This window comes from Pseudomonas multiresinivorans (genome assembly GCF_012971725.1).
In the GTDB taxonomy this organism is placed as follows: Bacteria; Pseudomonadota; Gammaproteobacteria; order Pseudomonadales; family Pseudomonadaceae; genus Pseudomonas; species Pseudomonas multiresinivorans.
In genome coordinates this window covers 2750952-2768962 of the sequence record NZ_CP048833.1, presented here as the reverse complement: position 1 = coordinate 2768962, position 18011 = coordinate 2750952, and the positions used below count along the sequence as shown (strand labels likewise).

Sequence of the window (18011 nt, the reverse complement as noted above, 5' to 3'; positions counted from 1 at the left end):
GATAAGCGGGCCTGGGGAGACTGGCATCATCCAAACGAATGAAGGCGACGTAAAGCAAGGCGACTGAGTGATTCCCAGCTGCGACTGAACGCCGGCCCCGCGGGAGCGCTCCGACGCAGCCGGCTGGGGACTGGAAGTGTTGCCTACGGTAGTGATTGGCGGCGCCGGAGGTTGTCGCTCGATTCGAATCGAGCAGGGGCGCGGCTGGTTGACCGCTTCAGACCATGCGCAGCCCTACCAAAATCAGCCCAACCCGTTTTAGCGAGAACTCCGCTGTGTGCCGCGAGGCTTATTGCAGAACAAAGAACCTGCGAGCAGTGCAGGTGCTGCTTGGCCGTACCACACTTGAGAGTACCGTAAGGCAACTGGGTATCGAGGTCGATGATGCTCTGGAGATGGCGGAGCAGACCGAGGTTTGACCATGCATCCGCCTGGGTGCCGACCGCCTGCGTAACGCAACTCCCGGCAATCAACTGAAAGAGTCCGGCACCATGGGGCAGTGCCAACCATATGCCATGCTGCAGCCTGACTCGCTACGGGAGGACTCCTTGTTCATATGCACTCAACTGGCTGGAATGAATCTGTATCGGGTATCTTTTCCGCCAAGCTTAATCCCTTCAGGAAAACATCCCCGTAACTGGGACCATCAAAACCTTTAGCCAACATCCCAACAAAATCCAAAAAAACAGAAAGACCAAATAAAAATCCCATGAAAAATATCATTTCAATATCGACATGCACCCAGCAGACCATTCATCCGAATAATTCGAATTCATCTTGAAAACCCTGCAAACCTCCCCGCCCACTGTATACTTCAATTCCCCTGCCGTGTTTAGCGGCTCCGTCTTGATGCATGACGCCCATCTCCTCGGCCACTTCACTCTGCAGCCATTCCCGTGGAGATCATCATGGCTATTCGTCAGAATGGAACCGTAAAATGGTTCAACGCAGTAAAAGGTTTTGGCTTCATTACCCCCGAGATGGGGCCGGACATATTCGTCCATTTTCGAGAAATCGACACTCCAGGCTTCAAGTCACTGGATGAAGGCCAGCGCGTGAGCTTCCTGGTGGGCGTTGGCCCTAAAGGTGATCAGGCCGAGCAGGTGAAAGTACTATGAAATCCCCAGACCCCGCTAACTGCGGGGTCTCTCATTGGGTTCAAGCCATGCGACTCACAGGGAAATAGCGGGGATTCGACATGAAAGAAAAGCGATTTGGGCAAACCCTTAATATTGCAAGCAGTTGCCTGACACAGGCGATAAATGATCTTGCGACAGAAGAAGTCAGTTCCGAATCTTCTACGAACAGGGAGAGTCTCGCCAGAATCAGACAACAACTTGAATGTGTCGCCGTGATCATGGACTCACTCAAGCGGGTAAACTCCCAGTCAATCTCGAATATATTCCCAATCCGCTGATTAGAAACCACCTGACCGGCTTCAATCTAACAAAAAGGCGGGGCACGGCCAGACGAACCCCGGTGCGCTGCTGAGGCGGCCCTGGCCCACATCAAGCACGAAGCGCTTGCTCGCCGTATCCAGCCCCAAGAGACTCCATGGAACTGCAAACCGTTTTTCTCCCATCTCCGTGAATACGCCAAACGACAGATTGGCACAGGCAACTTGCCCACCTTGCGAATCCAGCACGATTTCCTTGAGGCCGCCAAGGCCTTCATCCTCGGAGTTGCAGTTGTCACTCCCGATGAGCCTATCTGCGCCCGGCCGGGGCAGGAATGGTCATCGGCGACTATGCCGTTATCGCCCTCGTAAATACCGCAGGAATCGAGATCTTCAATGTTCACGCCCACCCTGGAACGATGCGATGACAGGGTCGTACAAGGCGCCAGATCAGCATCCGCCACCGCAAGCTCCAGGCTGCGCGCAAATAGGAGCCCGGTCTGTGCGATAGGGAACTTTGCACCACCGGCAAAGGCCTGAAATTGTATGCTTGAATAGTCGCGATACGCCCCGTGAGGAGGCCGCCATGCGAGAGACTCCCTCCCCCGCGCAGAACCATTTACTGGCCGCACTCCCCCGAGAGGTTCAGGAACGCCTCTTCCCCCATCTGGAGCTGCAACGCCTGGAACTGGGCAAGGTGATCTACGAACCCGGTGATGCGATGCGTTACGTGTTCTTCCCCACCGACTCCATCATTTCGCTTTTGTACGTGATGGAAAGTGGTGCATCGGCCGAGATATCCGTGGTCGGTAACGAGGGGCTGGTCGGTATAGCCGTCTTCATGGGCGGCGAGAGCACCCCCAGCCGCGCTATCGTGCAAAGCGCCGGCAGCGTTTACCGGCTCGCGGGGCAACGGATGAAGGACGAGTTCAGTCGCCACGGCGACATGCTCATGTTGTTGCTCCGCTATACCCAGGCATTGATCACTCAGATGGCCCAGACGGCAGTCTGCAACCGCCATCACTCCATCGATCAGCAACTCTGCCGCTGGCTGCTGCTGTCCCTTGATCGCCTGCCCGGCAACCAGCTGATCATGACCCAGGAGCTCATCGCCAACATGCTCGGTGTACGGCGAGAGGGCGTCACAGAAGCGGCCGGCAAACTGCAGAAGCAAGGTGTGATCGAGTACAGCCGGGGGCGGATCACCGTGCTGGACCGCCCGCGCCTGGAGGCATTGAGTTGCGAGTGTTACGCGGTGGTGAAGGCGGAAACCGACCGCTTGCTACCCTACGTCCCCCGTCGTCCAGGCCATGCGGCGGAGTGACACGAGGTTACAGGAACAGCTCGAGGCGATGCTCGCCAACCGCCAGCGGCACCCGCACCGGGCTTTCGCCGCAGACCAGTGAACGGCCATCCAGAAGCGCGCGCTGGATGCCATGGCAGTGCGTCCCGGCCGAGGCCACGACGATGCTGTAATGGCAACCATCCACCGTCACGCTGGCGTCGAACCCCAGCCAGTCCAGCGGAATACACGGATCGATGAGCAGACTTGCACCCTCGCGCCGGAGCCCCAGAATCCCTTCCACCCCGGCACGGTACATCCAGCCAGCGGAGCCGGTGTACCAGCTCCAGCCACCACGCCCGACATGGGGTTCAACGGAATAGACATCGGCCGCGACGACATAGGGTTCGATCCTGTAACACTCCACCTCTGTTGCGGTACGTGCATGGTTGATCGGGTTGAGCAGGGAGAACAGCCCGGCCGCCTTGTCGCCCTCACCGAGACGGGCAAACGCCAGGATGCTCCACATCGCCGCATGACTGTATTGCCCGCCGTTCTCGCGCAGGCCCGGCGGATATCCCTTGATGTAGCCAGGATCGCGCGGCGATTGATCGAAGGGTGGAGTGAACAGCAAGGCCAACCCCTCATCCTGACGGATCAACCAGCGCTCCAGCGAAGCCATGGCAGTGGCTGCGCGCTCGGGATTCGCGCCGCCACAGAGCACCGCCCAGGACTGGGCGATGGAATCGATCCGGCATTCGTCACTGGCCGCCGAACCGAGCCAGGTGCCGTCGTCGAAAGTCGCTCGGCGATACCACTGGCCATCCCAGCCATGCTCCTCCAAGGCCAGCTGCAGCGCCGCCGAATGTTTCCGCCAGCGCACGCACCGCACCTCATCACGCCCCTCGGCCAGAGCACCGAAGCGCTCCAGGGTATGCAACAGCAACCAGCCGAGCCACACACTTTCGCCCTGCCCGCCGACGCCCACACGGTTCATTCCGTCGTTCCAGTCTCCGCTCCCTATTAGTGGCAGGCCGTGGCCGCCGGTCATCTCCAGGCACTGGTCCAGGCCCCGAGCGCAGTGCTCGAACAGCGAGGCGCTCTCCTCCGCAAGCATCGGCTGGAAAAACGTATCGCTCTCGCCAGGATGCAGCTGTGGCCCTTCGAGGAAAGGCAGCATTTCGTCGAGCACCGCAAGGTCCGCGGATGACTCGATATAGCTGGCACAGGCATAGGCCAACCAGACCCGGTCATCGGAGATTCGCGTGCGCACTCCCTGCCCCGTCTGTTCCAGCCACCAGTGCTGCACATCACCCTCGACGAACTGGCGCCCGGCGGCCCGCAGCAGGTGGTGGCGGGTCAGCTCTGGGCAGGCGAACGACAGCGCCAGACCATCCTGCAACTGGTCACGGAAACCATAAGCACCGCTGGCCTGGTAGAACGCCGAACGGGAATGGATGCGGCACGCCAGCGTCTGGTAGAGCAACCAGCCGTTGAGCATGAGGTCCATGGCGCGATCAGGCGTGCGCACCTGGACTGCGCCCAGCCGCTGCTGCCAGTGCCGTGTCACATCGGCCAATACCGCATCGAGATCGATGCTGCGATATCGCTCCACGAGACCACGAACCTCTTCGTCCGATCCGGCCTGCCCCAGCAACGCCAGCACTTCCACGGACTCGCCGACACCCAGCTCGACGATGCATTGCAGGGCAGCGCAAGGATCGAAGCCAGCGCCAGTGGCGCCCGACAACGCCGCGGCGCCGAGCAGCGCCCGAGGAGCCGAGAGGCTACCGGCAGGGCCGATGAATTCGCTGCGATCGGCGGTCCAGCTGCTCTGCCGCCCGCCCAGGTCGGCGAAAGCCAGCCGCTCGGAATAAGCGATGCTCCAGGGGTTACGTGCCAGTAGCGCGCCGCTGTCGACATCCACCCCAGTCAGGATGGAAGGGGCACAGGCTCCGCGCGCGGTACCCAGTACCCATTCCACATAAGCCGTCACCGATAGCCGGCGCGGCCGGCCGGAGGTATTGCGCAGTGTGAGCCGCGAGATCTTCAGCGGGTCATCCAGCGGCACGTACTGCAGCAGCTGCGCCTCGATACCGTGGGCCGTGTGGCTGAACCGGCTGTAGCCGAAACCATGGGCGGCGCGGTACAAGCCTGCGTCGCGGATCGGCCGGGCGGTAACGCCCCACAATGCCAGACTGTCTTCGTCGCGCAGGTAGAAAGCCTCACCTGCAGGATCGATGACCGGGTCGTTGGACCAGGGACTGAGCTGATTGTCCCGGCTGTTGCCGGCCCAGGTGTAGCCGCTGCCTTCCGCCGAGACCTGGAAGCCGAACGCTGGATTGGCGATCACATTGATCCACGGCGCCGGGGTCGTATGGCCATTGTTCAGAACGATGTGGTACTCGCGCCCGCCCAACGCAAAGCCGCCCAGTCCGTTGAAAAATTCCAGCGGCTCATCACTGCTCGTTCCCTCGGTCGCGGGCAGCAGCGGCAAGGCCGCCGGTGCATGCCGGGCGGCAGACGGCCGCGGCTTGGCCGGCGGCAGACGCCCCAGGTGGGCAGCGATGGAGCCCCGGCGCGCCAGCAGGTTGACCCGCGCCACGGCGTTCAGCAGTTCCCGTGCCTCCACGGTCATCAGGTCGGCGCGCAAGGTGTACACGGCGCCGCGCGAGGCCTGGCCCTCGCTGCGTTGACGCGAGGGGCTGCTGCGTACGGCGGTTTCGATGGCGGTCTGCAGATCCTGGACATAGGACGAGGCTCGTTCGTTGACGATTACCAGGTCAACGTCCAGGCCCTTCATCCGCCAGTACTCGCGGGCGCGCAGGAGCTGCCGCAGCAGCGACAGATCGTCGATTTCGTCGATGCGCAACAGGACGATCGGCAAATCTCCGGAAATCGCCAGCGGCCAGAGCCCGGACTGGCGCCCTGCGCCGCGCCGGAGGGCTTCCTGCGGTGCCCTCCAGCGATAATCCGCATAGAGAATCGGCGCAGCCAGGCGCTGGAAATCGGCGGCCTCCTCGGCATCGATGCCCAGGTCGCGCAATTCCACCTGGGCCTGGGTCCAGGCCAGGGTCTTGGCGCGTTCGAAGGCGTTGCGTTCATGGTGTTTGTCGATCAGGTCAAGCAAGGTTTCCCGGGTACTCGCTACCAGTGTCCAGAATGCCACCCGTGCAACCTTGCCAGGCGCCACCCGCAGGCGCAGGCGGAGGGAGAAAATCGGATCGAGCACGCTGCCCTGGGAGTTGCCCAGGGCACGGTGGCCCAGAACTGCCTGCGCCTCCCGCAGGGTTCGGCCACGGCCGAGGAAGCGGGCGCGGTCGGACTCATACTGCGTCTCGCCGATCACCTCGCCCTCGACCACTGCGAAATGGGCCGCCCAGATCGACGGATCGTCCGGCGAGCGCAGGCGTCGCGTGGCGACCAGGGCGCCGAACTCGGCAAGGTATTCTGTCTGCACGAACATCCGCGAGAACACCGGATGCGCGCCATCGGCTGCCGGCGTTGCCAGCACCACTTCGGCATAGGAAGTCAGTTCGATTTCGCGTGCGCGGCGACCATGATTGGTCAGCGACACCCGCCGTACCTCGCCATCGTCCTCTCCGGACACCAGTACTTCCAGGCTGGTCAGCAGCGCGGCGTCGCGCTGGATGAACTCGGCGTGGTCCTCGTCGAACAGTACCTCGCCATTCTCAACCGGTTGTCCGCCAGGCTGCGCCGTGGCCGACCACAGTGCGCCACTCTGCAGGTCGCGCAGGAAGATGAAACTGCCCCAGTCGTCGCAGGTGGCATCCTCGCGCCAGCGCGTCACTGCGATATCTCCCCAGCGGCTGTAGCCGCCACCGCTGGCAGTCAGCATCAATGCGTAGCAACCGTTGGACAGCAGATGAGTGATCGGCGGCCCATCGAGCATTGCATCGACTCGGCGCAGCGTGGACGCATCGGCAATGGTGTCGCTGGGCGCTACCGTAACTTCCTCGGCACGGGGATGCCCCAGCGCCACATCGCGCGGGACGCGCTCCTGCAACAGCAGTTCGCTGGCCTGGATCATCGGCTCGCGATGCAGGCGGCAGCGCATGCGCCCGTGCTGCAGGGTATTGGCGATGGCGACGATGCTCATGCCCTGGTGGTGGGCCATGAAACTGCAGACGATGGCGACGCTTTCCCCGTCCTGCAGGCGTGAGCGGGTGAAGTCCAGAGCCTCGTAGAAGCCATAGCGGCCGAGCGCACCGACAGCCGTCAGGTGATCGAAATTGCGCTGCGCCCCTTGCGCATCGACCATGGTCGCCAGCGCCGTGGCATAGGGCGCTATGACTACGTTCTCGGCCAACCCGCGTTTGAGACCAAGTCCCGGCACGCCGAAGTTCGAATACTGGTAGGTGAATTCCAGATCGCGGGCGTTGTAGGCCGATTCGGAAATGCCCCAGGGGATGCCCAGCGCGGCCCCGTAGGCCTGCTGCCGCGCCACGACAAGGCGGTTGGTCTGCTCCAGCAGGCTGCCGGCCGGCGCCCGCATGACCAGCGAGGGCATCAGGTACTCGAACATCGAGCCGGACCAGGAGATCAGCGCCGAGCCACCGGGCACCGGCGTGGCCGTGCGGCCCAGGCGGAACCAGTGGCGGGTCGGCAGATCGCCCTTGGCGATGGCGAACAGGCTGGCCAGGCGCGCCTCGGAAGCCAGCAGGTCGTAGCAACTGGGGTCCAGGCGGTTGTCGTCCACGCAATAGCCGATGGACAGCAGCTTGCGCTCCTGGTTGAGCAGAAAACCGAAATCCATCTCCAGAGCCAGCCGGCGCGCCGTATCGGCCAGGGCCTGAAGGCGTCGGTCCAATGCCTTTTCATCGCCATGCCGTCGGTCTCGGCTGTGCTCGGCGAAGGCCCTGCGCAGTGCGTCGAACCAGAACGACAGGTCGCCGCCCTCCTCGCCAGCCGGCGCGAGGCCCGCGACGCAACGCACGGCCTTTTCCGCGCGGTGCCCGAGGGCGGGCAGCAAGGCGTCGAGCGACTGTGGGCCGGTGAGGGCCCGGTGAATCTCCCGCACGTCGTCCTTCACCTGCAGCAACGCGACATCTTCAGCCAGCGGCAGCGCTGCGACGGCTTGCCGTGCCAGGTGCAGGGTGTCGAGCAGGCCCTGGCGGGCTTCCTCCACCAGCGGGCTGGCGCGCCACTCCTCGCACGCGTTGGCCAGCACGATCAGGTGCCCAGCCAGGTTGCCGCTGTCCACCGAGGACAGGTACCTCGGTTCGAGGGCTCGCAGGTCGCGGGTTCCGTACCAGTTGAAGAAATGGCCGTGGCTGCGCGGCAGCTTCTCCAGCACTGCCACGGTGCCTTCCAGGCGCTCCAGCGTCTGCAGGCCGCCGGCCCAGCCGAAATCGCGAGCGGCCACCGCGGACAGCAGGTAGAGGCCGATATTGGTAGGCGAGGTGCGGTGAGCCAGCACAGGCCTGGGCTGCTCCTGGAAGTTGTCCGGCGGCAGCAGATTGTCCGCCGGCGTGACGAAGGTCTCGAAGAAGCGCCAGGTTCGCCGTGCGCACAGGCGCAGTGCGGTTGCGTCATCCTCTTCCAGGCCCGAACGACGCGACGGCTGCGTGGGCCTGCTGCTGTAGAAGGCGAGCAGAGGCGCGCTCAACCAGAGCAGGGTCAATGGCAGGATCAGCAACCAGTTCGCCGGCTGCAATGCCAACCCGGTGATGCCGGCCGATGCGGCGAGGGCCGTCCCGCCGGCCATCTGCCGGTAGCTGCCGAGCCAGCCAGGGCGCGGCTTGCGTGAGGACTGTGCGGCAGTGGTCCACTCCAGCAGGTTGCGCTGGCTGACGTACATCCGCCAAAGCGTGCGCAGGATGGCATCGACCATGCTCCAGGCATCGTTTGGCAGGAAGGCCAGCGACAGCAGGATCTGCAGCAACGCACGACGGAAGTCGGCGCCGAGCATGGCGAAGTGGCTGCGTAATCGAACACCGGAGCGCGCTGGCAGCAACGCGCAGTAGATCGGCAGTAACGGCGGGATCGCCTGGGTCAGAATGACCAGCGTCGCGGCCAGCAGTGCCTGCGGCAATGGCAGCCACCAGCAGAGTAGCAGGCTGGCCAGGGCGAAGGGCACGACCAGCGACCGGCGCAGGTTGTCGAGCATCTTGCAGCGGCCGATCAAGGGCATCGCCTGCGGCCCGCGCCAGTGGCCGAGCATCCACGGCAATAGCTGCCAGTCGCCGCGGGTCCAGCGGTGCATGCGCCTGCTCGCCACATCGAAGCGCGACGGCGACTCTTCGACGACCTCGACATCCGACGCCAGCCCTGCGCGGGCGAAGATGCCTTCGAAGAGATCATGGCTGAGCAGTCGATTGTCCGCGACCCGGCCGGCCATCGCGCGCTCGAAGGCATCGACGTCATAAATCCCCTTGCCGGTGAAGGAGCCTTCGCCGAACAGATCCTGATAAACGTCCGACACCGCCGCCGCGTAGGGGTCCATGCCTGCCGGTCCGGAAAAGACGCGCTGGTACAACGAGCCCTCCCTGCCCATCGGCAGCGATGGCGTCACCCGCGGCTGGAGTACCGCGTGGCCGTTGATCACTCGCTGCTGCAGGGCATCGAAGCGCGGCTGGTTCAGCGGGTGGCCCATCTTGCCGATAAGGCGCAGGGCCGCCTCGCGGGGCAGGCGAGTATCGGCGTCGAGGGTGATGACCAAGCGTACCTCGCTCGGCACTCGCGGCGGCTCTCCGGCAATCGCCACAAAGCTGGTATCGGTGGCGCCGCGCAACAGCCGGTTCAGTTCATGCAACTTTCCGCGCTTGCGCTCCCAGCCCATCCAACAGCCCTCGGCAGGGTTGAAGCAGCGCCTGCGAAACAGCACGAAGAAGCGCTGGCCGCCGGGCCCCTGGCCGTAATGCCGATTCAGGCGGTCGATGGCCGCAGCCGCAACAGCGAGCAGCGGTGCATCACTGGGCAGGACCTCCTGTGGCGCGTCGACGCCATCGAGAATCAGCACGAAGGTCAGGTCACCGCCGATACCCGCGAGATGGTGGACCTCCAGCCGCTCGATCTGCTCCAGCAGATCGGCCTCGGTGGTCAGCAAGGTCGGCACCGCCACAACGGTGCGCAACGCCTGTGGCACGCCGGCCAGGAGTTCCAGCGCAGGCAGCGTGATCGCGCCAAAGCTCCAGGTCACCAAGCGGTTGATGAGTGCCGTGGCCACTTCGGTCACCGGAACGCAAAGGCAGGCCAGGAAGGCCAGCATCCAGCCCCAGGAGGGCGCAGGCTGATTCAGCAGATGGAATACGAATCCCAGCAGCACCAGGCTGAGCAGGCCGATGGCACCGATGTAGCCGCCCATGCCCAGGCGCACGCTGAAGCGATTCAGGCGCAGGTGCAGCGTCGGGCTGAAGCCGATGGCGCGCTCCAGCGTCGGGCGGCCTTCAGCAATCAGATGAAATCCGGGATCGAATTCACGGCGGGGGTCTTCACCTTCCGAATGATCGGCCACAGCCTGACGGCAAGCCTCCAGGGCGTGATCGACCACCTGGAGCTCGTCCAGGCAAGAGCCTCGCGCCAACTGTTCGATGGCGCTGCGATAGAGGTTACGAGTGGGAAAGTCCATGGCAGCGAAGTTGCTGCCGTCGCGCAGCCGCGCGTCGACCAGACTGACGTTCTCGAACAGCTGTGCCCAGTCGATATCGGAGATCAGGCGCATGCTGGTGATCACATTGCGCACTGTGACATTGGAGGCGCCCAGGCGCTGCTGCGCATGCTGGACCGCCGCCTCGACGCTGACGCCCTGTTCGTGGAGGCGCTCTTCGAGCCAACCCAGTGTCGGTGTCGTGCGCGGGTCCTGGTCGCGCATGCGTTTGGCCAGTTGGGCGGAGAACACCTCGGAAAGCGGACCGGTCGAGCGCGCGGCGATATCCGCCTCCAGCGCCGAGCGAGCGTGCCCTGGCGAGAGCAGGCGCTCGGCCAGGGCATCGGCATCGGCACGGGCTATGCGGCCAGCGCTGATCTGCTCGGCCAGGCGCCGCAGGTTCTCGATCAGGACGATGCGCAGGGTGATCGCCACCGCCCACAGTTCGCCAATGGTCAGTGGCTGGACTCGCTGGTAGGCATGGATGAAGCGCTGCAGCAGTTCCACATCGAGGTGGCTGTCGGTGTGCGCCACGAAGGCCCAGGCCAGGCCGAAGACCCGCGGGTAGCCGGCGAACGGTCCATCGGCGAGCTTGGGCAACTGCCGGTAGTAGCCAGGCGGCAGGTCGTCGCGGACCTCACGGATCTGTTCTTCGACGATGTGGTAATTGTCCAGCAGCCACTCGGCAGCCGGTACCACACCATTGCCCCTTTCCAACTCGACAGCGCTGGCTCGGTAGGCAGCCAGCAGGACACGGGCGTTGTCATCCAGGCGCACATGCAACGGCAGTACACGCCTTGGCGTATCCGTCACTTGTTGTGCCAGGGCCAGGCTCTGCGCGTGCTGTTCGAGCCGTTCGATGCCGAAGAGTTCTTCGCGAACCGGTACCAGACTGTCCCAGGGAGGCTTCGATCGGCCGCGGCGCAAGGCCTGGAAATGGAGCGACATCATGGCAATGCTCCGGAAGTGCGGCGGAAACCTGGCAGGTCGACACGAGCGCCAGGGTGGCACGTACAGAGAAAGCCCCCTCTGTCGGTACCCGGAGGCTCCTGAAGTGGGGCATGCCTGACTCCAACCTTCGCAGACCAGGACTACGACGTCGGTGCGGTTGCGCACTTAACGGCCGCCTGAGGCTCGGCTCGGTGCCTGCCAGGCGCATTGATCATTCTTATCGCACTATTCCAATGAAAGGCAGGTCGTCTAATCAATGGCCTGTGTCATTGCCTCCCCCACAGGAAACGCTGGTTCCGTTCCATGCATCGAATGCACGTCCAGCCCCCGAGCGCCGATACGTCTCAGGGCAATTCCCTAGTCCGCTGAAGAGGTGACTGTCATGGAATCGAACGACATCAATGCACGGTTCTACGAGGACTTGCGCCATCTGATCGCGCAATCGGCGCTCACGCCGGACAGTCCACAGGATGTGATCGCCCGCTACATCCTCGCCCATGGCTTTGCGGCGCTCTCCGAGACCCAGTTGCAGCAGTTCTGCACCGAGTTGCTACCCATGCTGGAGGAACTGGGAGTGGAGGCGCCGCATCAGATAGAGGCCACATTGCCGAAGGAAACCGCGGCCACATCAGCCCGTACGGAAGACCAGGCGCCGAGCTTGCCCGGGGATATTGGTGGCAAGCCATGATGGGCGCCCGCACACCAGCAGAGGATCACATGGCCGAGCGCTCCCTGTCCCACGGGAGCTTTCGAGCATTGGCAACCTGGACTGGATGACAACGACATGGGCAGTATTTCACCGCACATCCTCCTGCTGGAGGACGAGCTGACCGTCCGCATTCTGATGACGCAGATCCTGGCCAATCTTCTCGACGCGCAGGTCACCGCCTTCTCCAGCGCCGAAGATGGAATCGAGTACCTGAAGCAGCCGGACACGCGGGTCGATCTGATCATCACCGACATTCAGATGGTCGGGCTGCTCGACGGCTACGACGTTGCCAGATTTTCTCTGCGGCACTGTCCCTCGACGCCCGTCGTGATCACCTCGGGACTCAATGGGCCGGAGCGCAGAAAGCCGCCCGAGAACTCGACGTTCCTGGCCAAGCCATGGGACCTCGCAACGCTCGAGGGCACTCTTCGTGCGCTCCTGGAACGAAGGACACCTGGTGGTGAGGAGGAGCCCTGATTGCAATCGACGGCTACTGACACTCGAAGTCCAGGTTCTCATCCTCGGCAACTCTGCGTGCCAAAACCTGTAATTCCTCTGCAGGCGGGGTGAAGACGAGGGCCAGCTCTCCCTGCAACGATTGACTGAGCGTTCTCAGCGCTTGCGCGCCTTGCAGGCAATGCTGGCCGATGCCCACGAACGTAATTCCCTCCCCCTGCAGCAAGGACATGAGCTGAAGACTGATGGAGCCCATGGCGGAGCGAGAGAGTGCACATGAGTATCCCGGAAGCCAGGTGTCGAGCATTTTCCCGGCATCGATCAGTGACAATCTGTTCATGGGCTCTGGTGACCTCCATCGCAACCGGCAGTTGCGCGATCAACGACGCGGCTTGCGCCGAACCACCGGCGTTTCTTTCACCCTGATCTGGCGATTGGCCTGCGGCACAGGGTGTGTCGTCATGGACAGCTGACGCCATGCCCTCCTGCAGAGAATCACCGCATGCCGCCATTGGCGCCGCAGACCCGCCGCCACACTGCGTTTTCTGTAGTCATCCATCGATGGCGCATCACTGGTCATGAACATCTCCGGCGCGGCCGGGCTTCGTGCCCTTCTCCGGTCGATGGGTCGGATTTCCAGCAGAATCGACCTCCAGCGATTGCTGGAGTACCGCTTCCGCTCTGGTCTTCGGATTGGAGTAGTTATCTGAGCCCGGCAGACGCGGCGCTTCGTTGCGTCTGCCTTGCGGATGAGTCTTCCCCTTGGGTTCAGCGGCCCCGCCATGGGGGCCTTGCTTGCCTGTCTGGTTCATGGTCGCCTCGCCGCGCTTCCCACTCCTGCACCATGCAGAGTGTGGAGGGAGCGACAATGACAACCTTTCACCAGGTTGTCGGTGCGGTAGCCCACTTGCGCTGGTCACCCAATAACGGGCACCGGTACGTGCGTTAACAGACGGACCGACGCCTTGGCTTCGCGGATGCTGGAAACTGGTTCGAAAGGTCGCACTGCAGGAGAACAACCATGACCCACTATTGCCATCAGGTCTCAGGTGTGTTCACCCGACGATCACAGGCCGATTGCGCGAAACAGGACCTGTTGGGGTTAGGCATTCGTCTGGATCGAGTGCGCATATTCGACAACCAGGAACTGGTGCCCTCCGGGCGCCTGCGCGCGAAGCGGCGCCCCTTCAGGCAGGTCATCAAGGGCGTTGCCGTCGGGACGCTGTTCGGCCTGCTGGTCAGTGCGCTGCTCGCAATCGCCATGACGAACGCCGGAGCAGGCCTCTTCGGCGGCTCGCCGCTGCTCGAGTTGCTGGGCTGGGGTGCTGTCGTGGGAGGGCTGGCGGGCGCGGCAATCGGCGCTTCGGCGAACGTCAGCCAGGACGACCATCCCTTCGGGTACACCCTCCTGCCAGGAAATGTCGTTCTGCTTGCCGAGACCCACTCGGCGCGCGAAACCCTGCGCGCCTTCGAAGTCATCGAAAGAGCGCCCGGAGTCGGTGCGCACATGGACATCAGCCTGGTCTGAGTTGGCACATGACGACGCAGCGGCCGACTCCGGGCAGCCGACGGACAACAGCGTCAGGATGGCCCTCCGTTCGCCATCGCACGCTCGGCGGGAACTACTCCTCCGAGGGATCGCCCGGAGACTTGTGCGGAGCCTGTGATAGGTCTTCAGCCGGATCAACCGAGGGCGGCAGCGTCGGCTGTTTCTTGTCGCGATCTCGAAATGAATATCGCTCGGCGGGAGAGCCATATTCACCGCCCGGCAGTGTGGGCCTGACACCCCCACCGGCTGGCGACGGGCTATCCGGAACTGTTCCCGGTTGTTTTTTCATGGCGACCTCTGGTGAGCCGATCACTGCTGATCGCCAGGACGTGCCTAAACGCCAGGCCAGCTCGGTGTTGACGGAATGCAACCATGGCAGGTCGCAACTCCTGGCGTCGGTACGCAAGCGCGCTTAGCCCCTCACAAAGACCGGCGGTGCTCGCGGGGCCCTTCCCAGCGGATTGCTCCAGTGGTCTAGCGCACAGACAGACGAACGCCTCAGGCGCAATCTTCAAATGAGCGTTGCGCTTGAATGCAGGAGGACACCATGAACCCCATCACCCTCTTCATCGTCATGGTTCTGACGGCCATCGGTGCCGTCCTTATCTACCTTGGCCACTCGGTTGTGGGCATCGTTGTGCTGGTGTGCGCACTGGTCGTCTCGCTGTCCCTCAAGATGGCCAATACCTGGCAGAAATTCGTCGTGTTGCGCGCAGGCAACCTGCAAGGCGTGCGCGGGCCCGGACTGTTCATGATCATTCCGGTCCTGGACAGCGTCGTCGCTGTGATCGACGAGCGAATCCAGACCACGGCGTTCAATGCCGAGCAGGCACTGACCCGCGATACAGTGCCGGTGAACGTCGACGCCATCATCTTCTGGCACGTGCACGACGCCCGCAAAGCGGCACTGGCTATCACCGACTACCGGCAGGCCATCGACCGGGTAGCACAGACTTCTCTGCGGGAAATGATCGGCTCGTCGATGCTGGCCGCGCTGCTATCCGATCGACGCAGCTCCGATCAGCAGTTGTGCCGCGAGATTGGTGAAAAGACCCAGGAATGGGGTGTCACCGTCGGCTCGGTGGAGATCCGCGACGTGGCCATCCCGGTGGCATTGCAGGACGCCATGTCACGCCAGGCGCAGGCCGAACGCGAGAAGCAGGCGCGAATCATCCTGGGCTCCGCAGAAGCGGAAATCGCCGGACGGTTCGTGGAAGCAGCCACGATCTATGCCGGTCAGCCTACGGCCCTGCAGTTGCGCGCAATGAACATCATCTACGAGACCACCAAGGAGCGCGGAACCACCATCCTCATTCCCAGCTCCATGGTCGACAGCATGAATCCGACCGTCGCCGTCGCAGCTGCGGTGGCCACCCAGGCCGGTACGATCCATGCCAGCGACGAACCTTCGCATGAGAGTCCGCGAGTCAATGTGCAGGCGAACATCGACAGACCATCAACGATGGGGCGCAGCCAGGATGAACGCAGCACAGCAGGCGTGCACGCCGAACGGGTTGATGCAGCCGTTCCTTAGACAGGATTTGTCCGCTTCCGGCCAGTAGCGGACTGATTCGCAGCAGGCCAGTCTCCTGCATTGAGGTTCGCAGGTGCCTACTTTTTCAGGGGCAATTCAATCACCTCGCTTAACGCGCCATCGACGCCGAAAGCGGCCAGCCCATCGCTAGTCTCGAAAGGCTCCCGGAGGGCGGTCGAACCAGCGCTTGAAGGCACGGTGGAAAGTACTGGTATCCCTGAACCCCAGCCGCTCGCTGACCGTCGCCACGGGCAGCCCCTGGCGAATCAGCTCCACGGACAACTCGCGACGTACCTCCGCCACCAGCGCGCTGAAACTGGTGCCCTCTTCCTTCAAGCGTCGGTAGAGCGTGGTGCGACTGACGTGCAACGCCTGGCAGGTTGGCTCGATGCTCATGCCTTCGGGCAGGCTTGCGAGAATCAAGCGACGCACCATGCCGGCGAGCGTATCTGCGTCTTGCAGCTGTGCGAGTGTCGCCCTTGCACGAGACTCCAGCATCTGTCGCAGGTAGTCGCTGGCGCCGAGAATGGGATGCTGCAGAAAGTCGCGCGGCAGGTGGAGGCTGTTTCTCTCGCTGTCGAAGCGCAGCTCGCTGCCGAACAGTTCGACATAGTGCGCATGGTAGACCGGGGATGGGAAAGCGAACTCGCAGGCCAGAGGCCGCAACTCTACGCCGGTCATCTCCCGGCTCCAGCGCAGCACTGCACTCATGCTGCGTTCGATGGCGGCCTGCGGGTAGGTTTTGCCGGGGGCGAAGGTGATATCCAGCACCAGAGCATCTGCCGTTTCACTGTACTGCCAGCTCTCCGAAGGGTTCATCAGCGCGATATGCCGCTGGAACACTTCCAGCGCCTCGCTCACCCGACTGCATTGGCACAACCAACTAGCCAGTACGCCATGCGTGGCAGGGTTGAAGGTCTGCCCGATCAACAGGCCGATATGCGGCAATTGCGTGTTGTTCGCGGCGAGCTGCCACAGCGCCAGTAACTGGGTCTCGTCGACACGCTGCTCCTGGATCGGCGATGCCGCAGCCCCCTGGTCGAGAAGTTTGGCACCCTCCACCCCGGCTTCCCGCAACTGGGTTTCAGTGACCACGCCGAGATGCAGCAACTGGTCGTGCAGATCCAGCACTGCGACGGCCGATACGGTGGTACTTCTGACCATCGGGCTTGCTCTTGGTAGTTGCGCAGGTAACGACTCTAACGCACGGTGCAGAGCGGCGGCCAGCCATCGGCCTGGCAAGTGCAGGTTGCAACCAGAAGCCATGCAGGTTGAACCGCAGAGCCATGGCCAGCCGTCATCGGACTGCCTAGCATCGACGACACGACCATGGCACAGGAAGACCTGCTATGCCCGAGCACAGAATCGAATCGCTATCCGCCTTGCGCGCACTGATTCCACCACCACCGGCGATGATGCACAAACGCCTACAACGCAGCCTGGACGAGTACTGCCTGCTGATGATCCGCCAGGCAGCGGTTTGCGCGGTCGGCTTTGCCGACCCGCGGTTGGATATCGAGTACCTCGATTTGCGCCACCATCCAGTGGTACGGGCCGAGGGCCAGGACATCCTGCTGCCCTGGCCGGCAGACAAGGCGATCCCACAGCAGCCGATAGAGGAATTGGCCTGCAGCCTGTACTTCGTCCTGCCCGGCGTGGGCTTCAGCCTGCGTGCCAATGGCCGGGGCACCCTGCGGGCCGGAAAGCTGTTGGAGTTTCGCGCCGAGGCGCTGTTCCTGCACTGCTCGCGAGCCAAGGTACGCGCCGATTTCTGGCGCGCCAGAGAGCACGCCAGGCCCTTTGTATCTGACACCGGGCAGGCCTTGTCCGAGACGGCACAGGCCTTCATCGCCGCATCGCCCTACCTGTTGATGCTCACGCAGCGCCAAGCCGATGCCACCGAGATGTCGCCACGAGGTGATCCGGCCGGTTTCGTCCAGGTACTGGATCACCACACTCTTCTGGTGCCAGAACGCCCGGGCAACAAGGTTGCCTGCAGCCTGAGCAATATCCTCGCCGATGGCGCCTTGCGCCTGTCCTTCCTTCAGCCCGGCGCCGACACGGTTTTATCCGTGGCCGGGCGCGCCTGGTTGAGCAACGACGCGAACTTGCTCGCCCCACTGGCAATCAACGGCAAGCCACCTCGGGTCGCTACCATCGTGAACGTCGAGCGCTATCGCTTCCAGCACTGCCCAGAACTGCTGGCCGCGGGCTTGTGGGATCGCGCAACACACCTGGACGAAAGGCAGATTCCAGCCTTTTCCAAGATGCTGTCCGAGCACATGAACGGTACGGGCCTGTTGGGCAAGGCCACCAGCCTGGTGGTCGATGCGGTGGTCAAGCATGACCTGCGCCATCTCTACTGAGGCGAGGGGCGTAGGCTACGGCTTAAGTGCCCTTCTGTACCTTGCCCAGCCGGATGCTTATTGCTGTCCGTCAGCATCCGAATCCGTCGCGCTTTCCAGCGAGGTTCTGCTCTAACCGGTCATGTAAGCATACGACCGGCTGGTATTGGCCGGTTCAGG

General features: G+C 63.2%; 13 protein-coding genes. 7 read left to right on the top strand and 6 right to left on the bottom strand.

The window, feature by feature from the left end; translation table 11 throughout:
* Nucleotides 1-908 precede the first annotated feature (908 nt).
* Nucleotides 909-1118 carry a cold-shock protein gene (locus tag G4G71_RS12785; RefSeq protein ID WP_045217843.1) on the top strand — a complete coding sequence of 70 codons (210 nt, stop codon included), beginning with the start codon at nucleotides 909-911 and terminating at the stop codon, nucleotides 1116-1118.
* Nucleotides 1119-1438: 320 nt separating this feature from the next.
* Here the strand turns inward: G4G71_RS12785 and G4G71_RS30230 are convergent, their stop codons facing one another.
* Entirely contained in the window at nucleotides 1439-1645 is a 207-nt protein-coding gene (locus G4G71_RS30230) for a hypothetical protein (protein ID WP_420825996.1), read from the bottom strand.
* Between the two features lie 337 nt (nucleotides 1646-1982).
* Here G4G71_RS30230 and G4G71_RS12775 point away from each other — a divergent pair, with 337 nt between their 5' ends.
* Nucleotides 1983-2720 (top strand): Crp/Fnr family transcriptional regulator, encoded by a 738-nt coding sequence (locus tag G4G71_RS12775; RefSeq protein ID WP_045217844.1) that lies wholly within the window; start codon nucleotides 1983-1985, stop codon nucleotides 2718-2720.
* Nucleotides 2721-2727: 7 nt separating this feature from the next.
* Here the strand turns inward: G4G71_RS12775 and G4G71_RS12770 are convergent, their stop codons facing one another.
* Entirely contained in the window at nucleotides 2728-11238 is an 8511-nt protein-coding gene (locus G4G71_RS12770; RefSeq protein WP_240964913.1) for a glycoside hydrolase family 94 protein, read from the bottom strand.
* A 382-nt stretch (nucleotides 11239-11620) separates the two neighbouring features.
* On the opposite strand from G4G71_RS12770, the gene G4G71_RS12765 reads away from it, so the two are divergent.
* Nucleotides 11621-11926 carry a hypothetical protein gene (locus G4G71_RS12765; protein WP_169938071.1) on the top strand — a complete coding sequence of 102 codons (306 nt, stop codon included), beginning with the start codon at nucleotides 11621-11623 and terminating at the stop codon, nucleotides 11924-11926.
* Between the two features lie 96 nt (nucleotides 11927-12022).
* Complete coding sequence (locus G4G71_RS12760; RefSeq protein ID WP_169938069.1) at nucleotides 12023-12424, top strand: response regulator; 402 nt, start codon at nucleotides 12023-12025, stop codon at nucleotides 12422-12424.
* Nucleotides 12425-12437: 13 nt separating this feature from the next.
* On the opposite strand, the gene G4G71_RS12755 is transcribed toward G4G71_RS12760, so the two are convergent.
* Genes G4G71_RS12755 through G4G71_RS12745 form a run of 3 tightly spaced genes read right to left on the bottom strand, consistent with a single transcriptional unit; the run spans nucleotide 12438 to nucleotide 13215 of the window.
* Nucleotides 12438-12743 carry a hypothetical protein gene (locus G4G71_RS12755; protein WP_169938067.1) on the bottom strand — a complete coding sequence of 102 codons (306 nt, stop codon included), beginning with the start codon at nucleotides 12741-12743 and terminating at the stop codon, nucleotides 12438-12440.
* Between the two features lie 39 nt (nucleotides 12744-12782).
* Nucleotides 12783-12983 (bottom strand): hypothetical protein, encoded by a 201-nt coding sequence (locus tag G4G71_RS12750; RefSeq protein ID WP_169938065.1) that lies wholly within the window; start codon nucleotides 12981-12983, stop codon nucleotides 12783-12785.
* Nucleotides 12973-13215, bottom strand: a complete 243-nt coding sequence (locus G4G71_RS12745; RefSeq protein WP_169938063.1) for a hypothetical protein — start codon at nucleotides 13213-13215, stop codon at nucleotides 12973-12975. Before G4G71_RS12745 ends, G4G71_RS12750 begins: the two co-directional genes overlap by 11 nt.
* A gap of 209 nt (nucleotides 13216-13424) precedes the next feature.
* Here G4G71_RS12745 and G4G71_RS12740 point away from each other — a divergent pair, with 209 nt between their 5' ends.
* Nucleotides 13425-13931 carry a hypothetical protein gene (locus G4G71_RS12740; RefSeq protein ID WP_169938061.1) on the top strand — a complete coding sequence of 169 codons (507 nt, stop codon included), beginning with the start codon at nucleotides 13425-13427 and terminating at the stop codon, nucleotides 13929-13931.
* 568 nt (nucleotides 13932-14499) lie between these two features.
* On the top strand, nucleotides 14500-15486 hold the full coding sequence (locus G4G71_RS12735) for a slipin family protein (protein ID WP_169938059.1): 987 nt from the start codon (nucleotides 14500-14502) through the stop codon (nucleotides 15484-15486).
* A gap of 147 nt (nucleotides 15487-15633) precedes the next feature.
* Here G4G71_RS12735 and G4G71_RS12730 read toward each other — a convergent pair whose 3' ends face one another.
* Complete coding sequence (locus G4G71_RS12730; RefSeq protein WP_169938057.1) at nucleotides 15634-16650, bottom strand: AraC family transcriptional regulator; 1017 nt, start codon at nucleotides 16648-16650, stop codon at nucleotides 15634-15636.
* Nucleotides 16651-16835: 185 nt separating this feature from the next.
* On the opposite strand from G4G71_RS12730, the gene G4G71_RS12725 reads away from it, so the two are divergent.
* A complete protein-coding gene (locus G4G71_RS12725; protein ID WP_169938055.1) occupies nucleotides 16836-17852 on the top strand; it encodes a PNPOx family protein in 1017 nt (338 codons plus the stop codon).
* The last annotated feature ends 159 nt before the right edge of the window (nucleotides 17853-18011 follow it).

Bases quoted from the DNA above. Each gene is read 5' to 3' on its own strand.
- G4G71_RS12760 (WP_169938069.1), top strand. From the start codon at position 12,023: ATGGGCAGTATTTCACCGCACATCCTCCTGCTGGAGGACGAGCTGACC.
- G4G71_RS12770 (WP_240964913.1), bottom strand. From the start codon at position 11,238: ATGATGTCGCTCCATTTCCAGGCCTTGCGCCGCGGCCGATCGAAGCCT.
- G4G71_RS12735 (WP_169938059.1), top strand. From the start codon at position 14,500: ATGAACCCCATCACCCTCTTCATCGTCATGGTTCTGACGGCCATCGGT.
- G4G71_RS12740 (WP_169938061.1), top strand. From the start codon at position 13,425: ATGACCCACTATTGCCATCAGGTCTCAGGTGTGTTCACCCGACGATCA.
- G4G71_RS12730 (WP_169938057.1), bottom strand. From the start codon at position 16,650: ATGGTCAGAAGTACCACCGTATCGGCCGTCGCAGTGCTGGATCTGCAC.
- G4G71_RS12725 (WP_169938055.1), top strand. From the start codon at position 16,836: ATGCCCGAGCACAGAATCGAATCGCTATCCGCCTTGCGCGCACTGATT.
- G4G71_RS12775 (WP_045217844.1), top strand. From the start codon at position 1,983: ATGCGAGAGACTCCCTCCCCCGCGCAGAACCATTTACTGGCCGCACTC.
- G4G71_RS12785 (WP_045217843.1), top strand. From the start codon at position 909: ATGGCTATTCGTCAGAATGGAACCGTAAAATGGTTCAACGCAGTAAAA.
- G4G71_RS12765 (WP_169938071.1), top strand. From the start codon at position 11,621: ATGGAATCGAACGACATCAATGCACGGTTCTACGAGGACTTGCGCCAT.
- G4G71_RS12745 (WP_169938063.1), bottom strand. From the start codon at position 13,215: ATGAACCAGACAGGCAAGCAAGGCCCCCATGGCGGGGCCGCTGAACCC.
- G4G71_RS12755 (WP_169938067.1), bottom strand. From the start codon at position 12,743: ATGAACAGATTGTCACTGATCGATGCCGGGAAAATGCTCGACACCTGG.
- G4G71_RS12750 (WP_169938065.1), bottom strand. From the start codon at position 12,983: ATGACCAGTGATGCGCCATCGATGGATGACTACAGAAAACGCAGTGTG.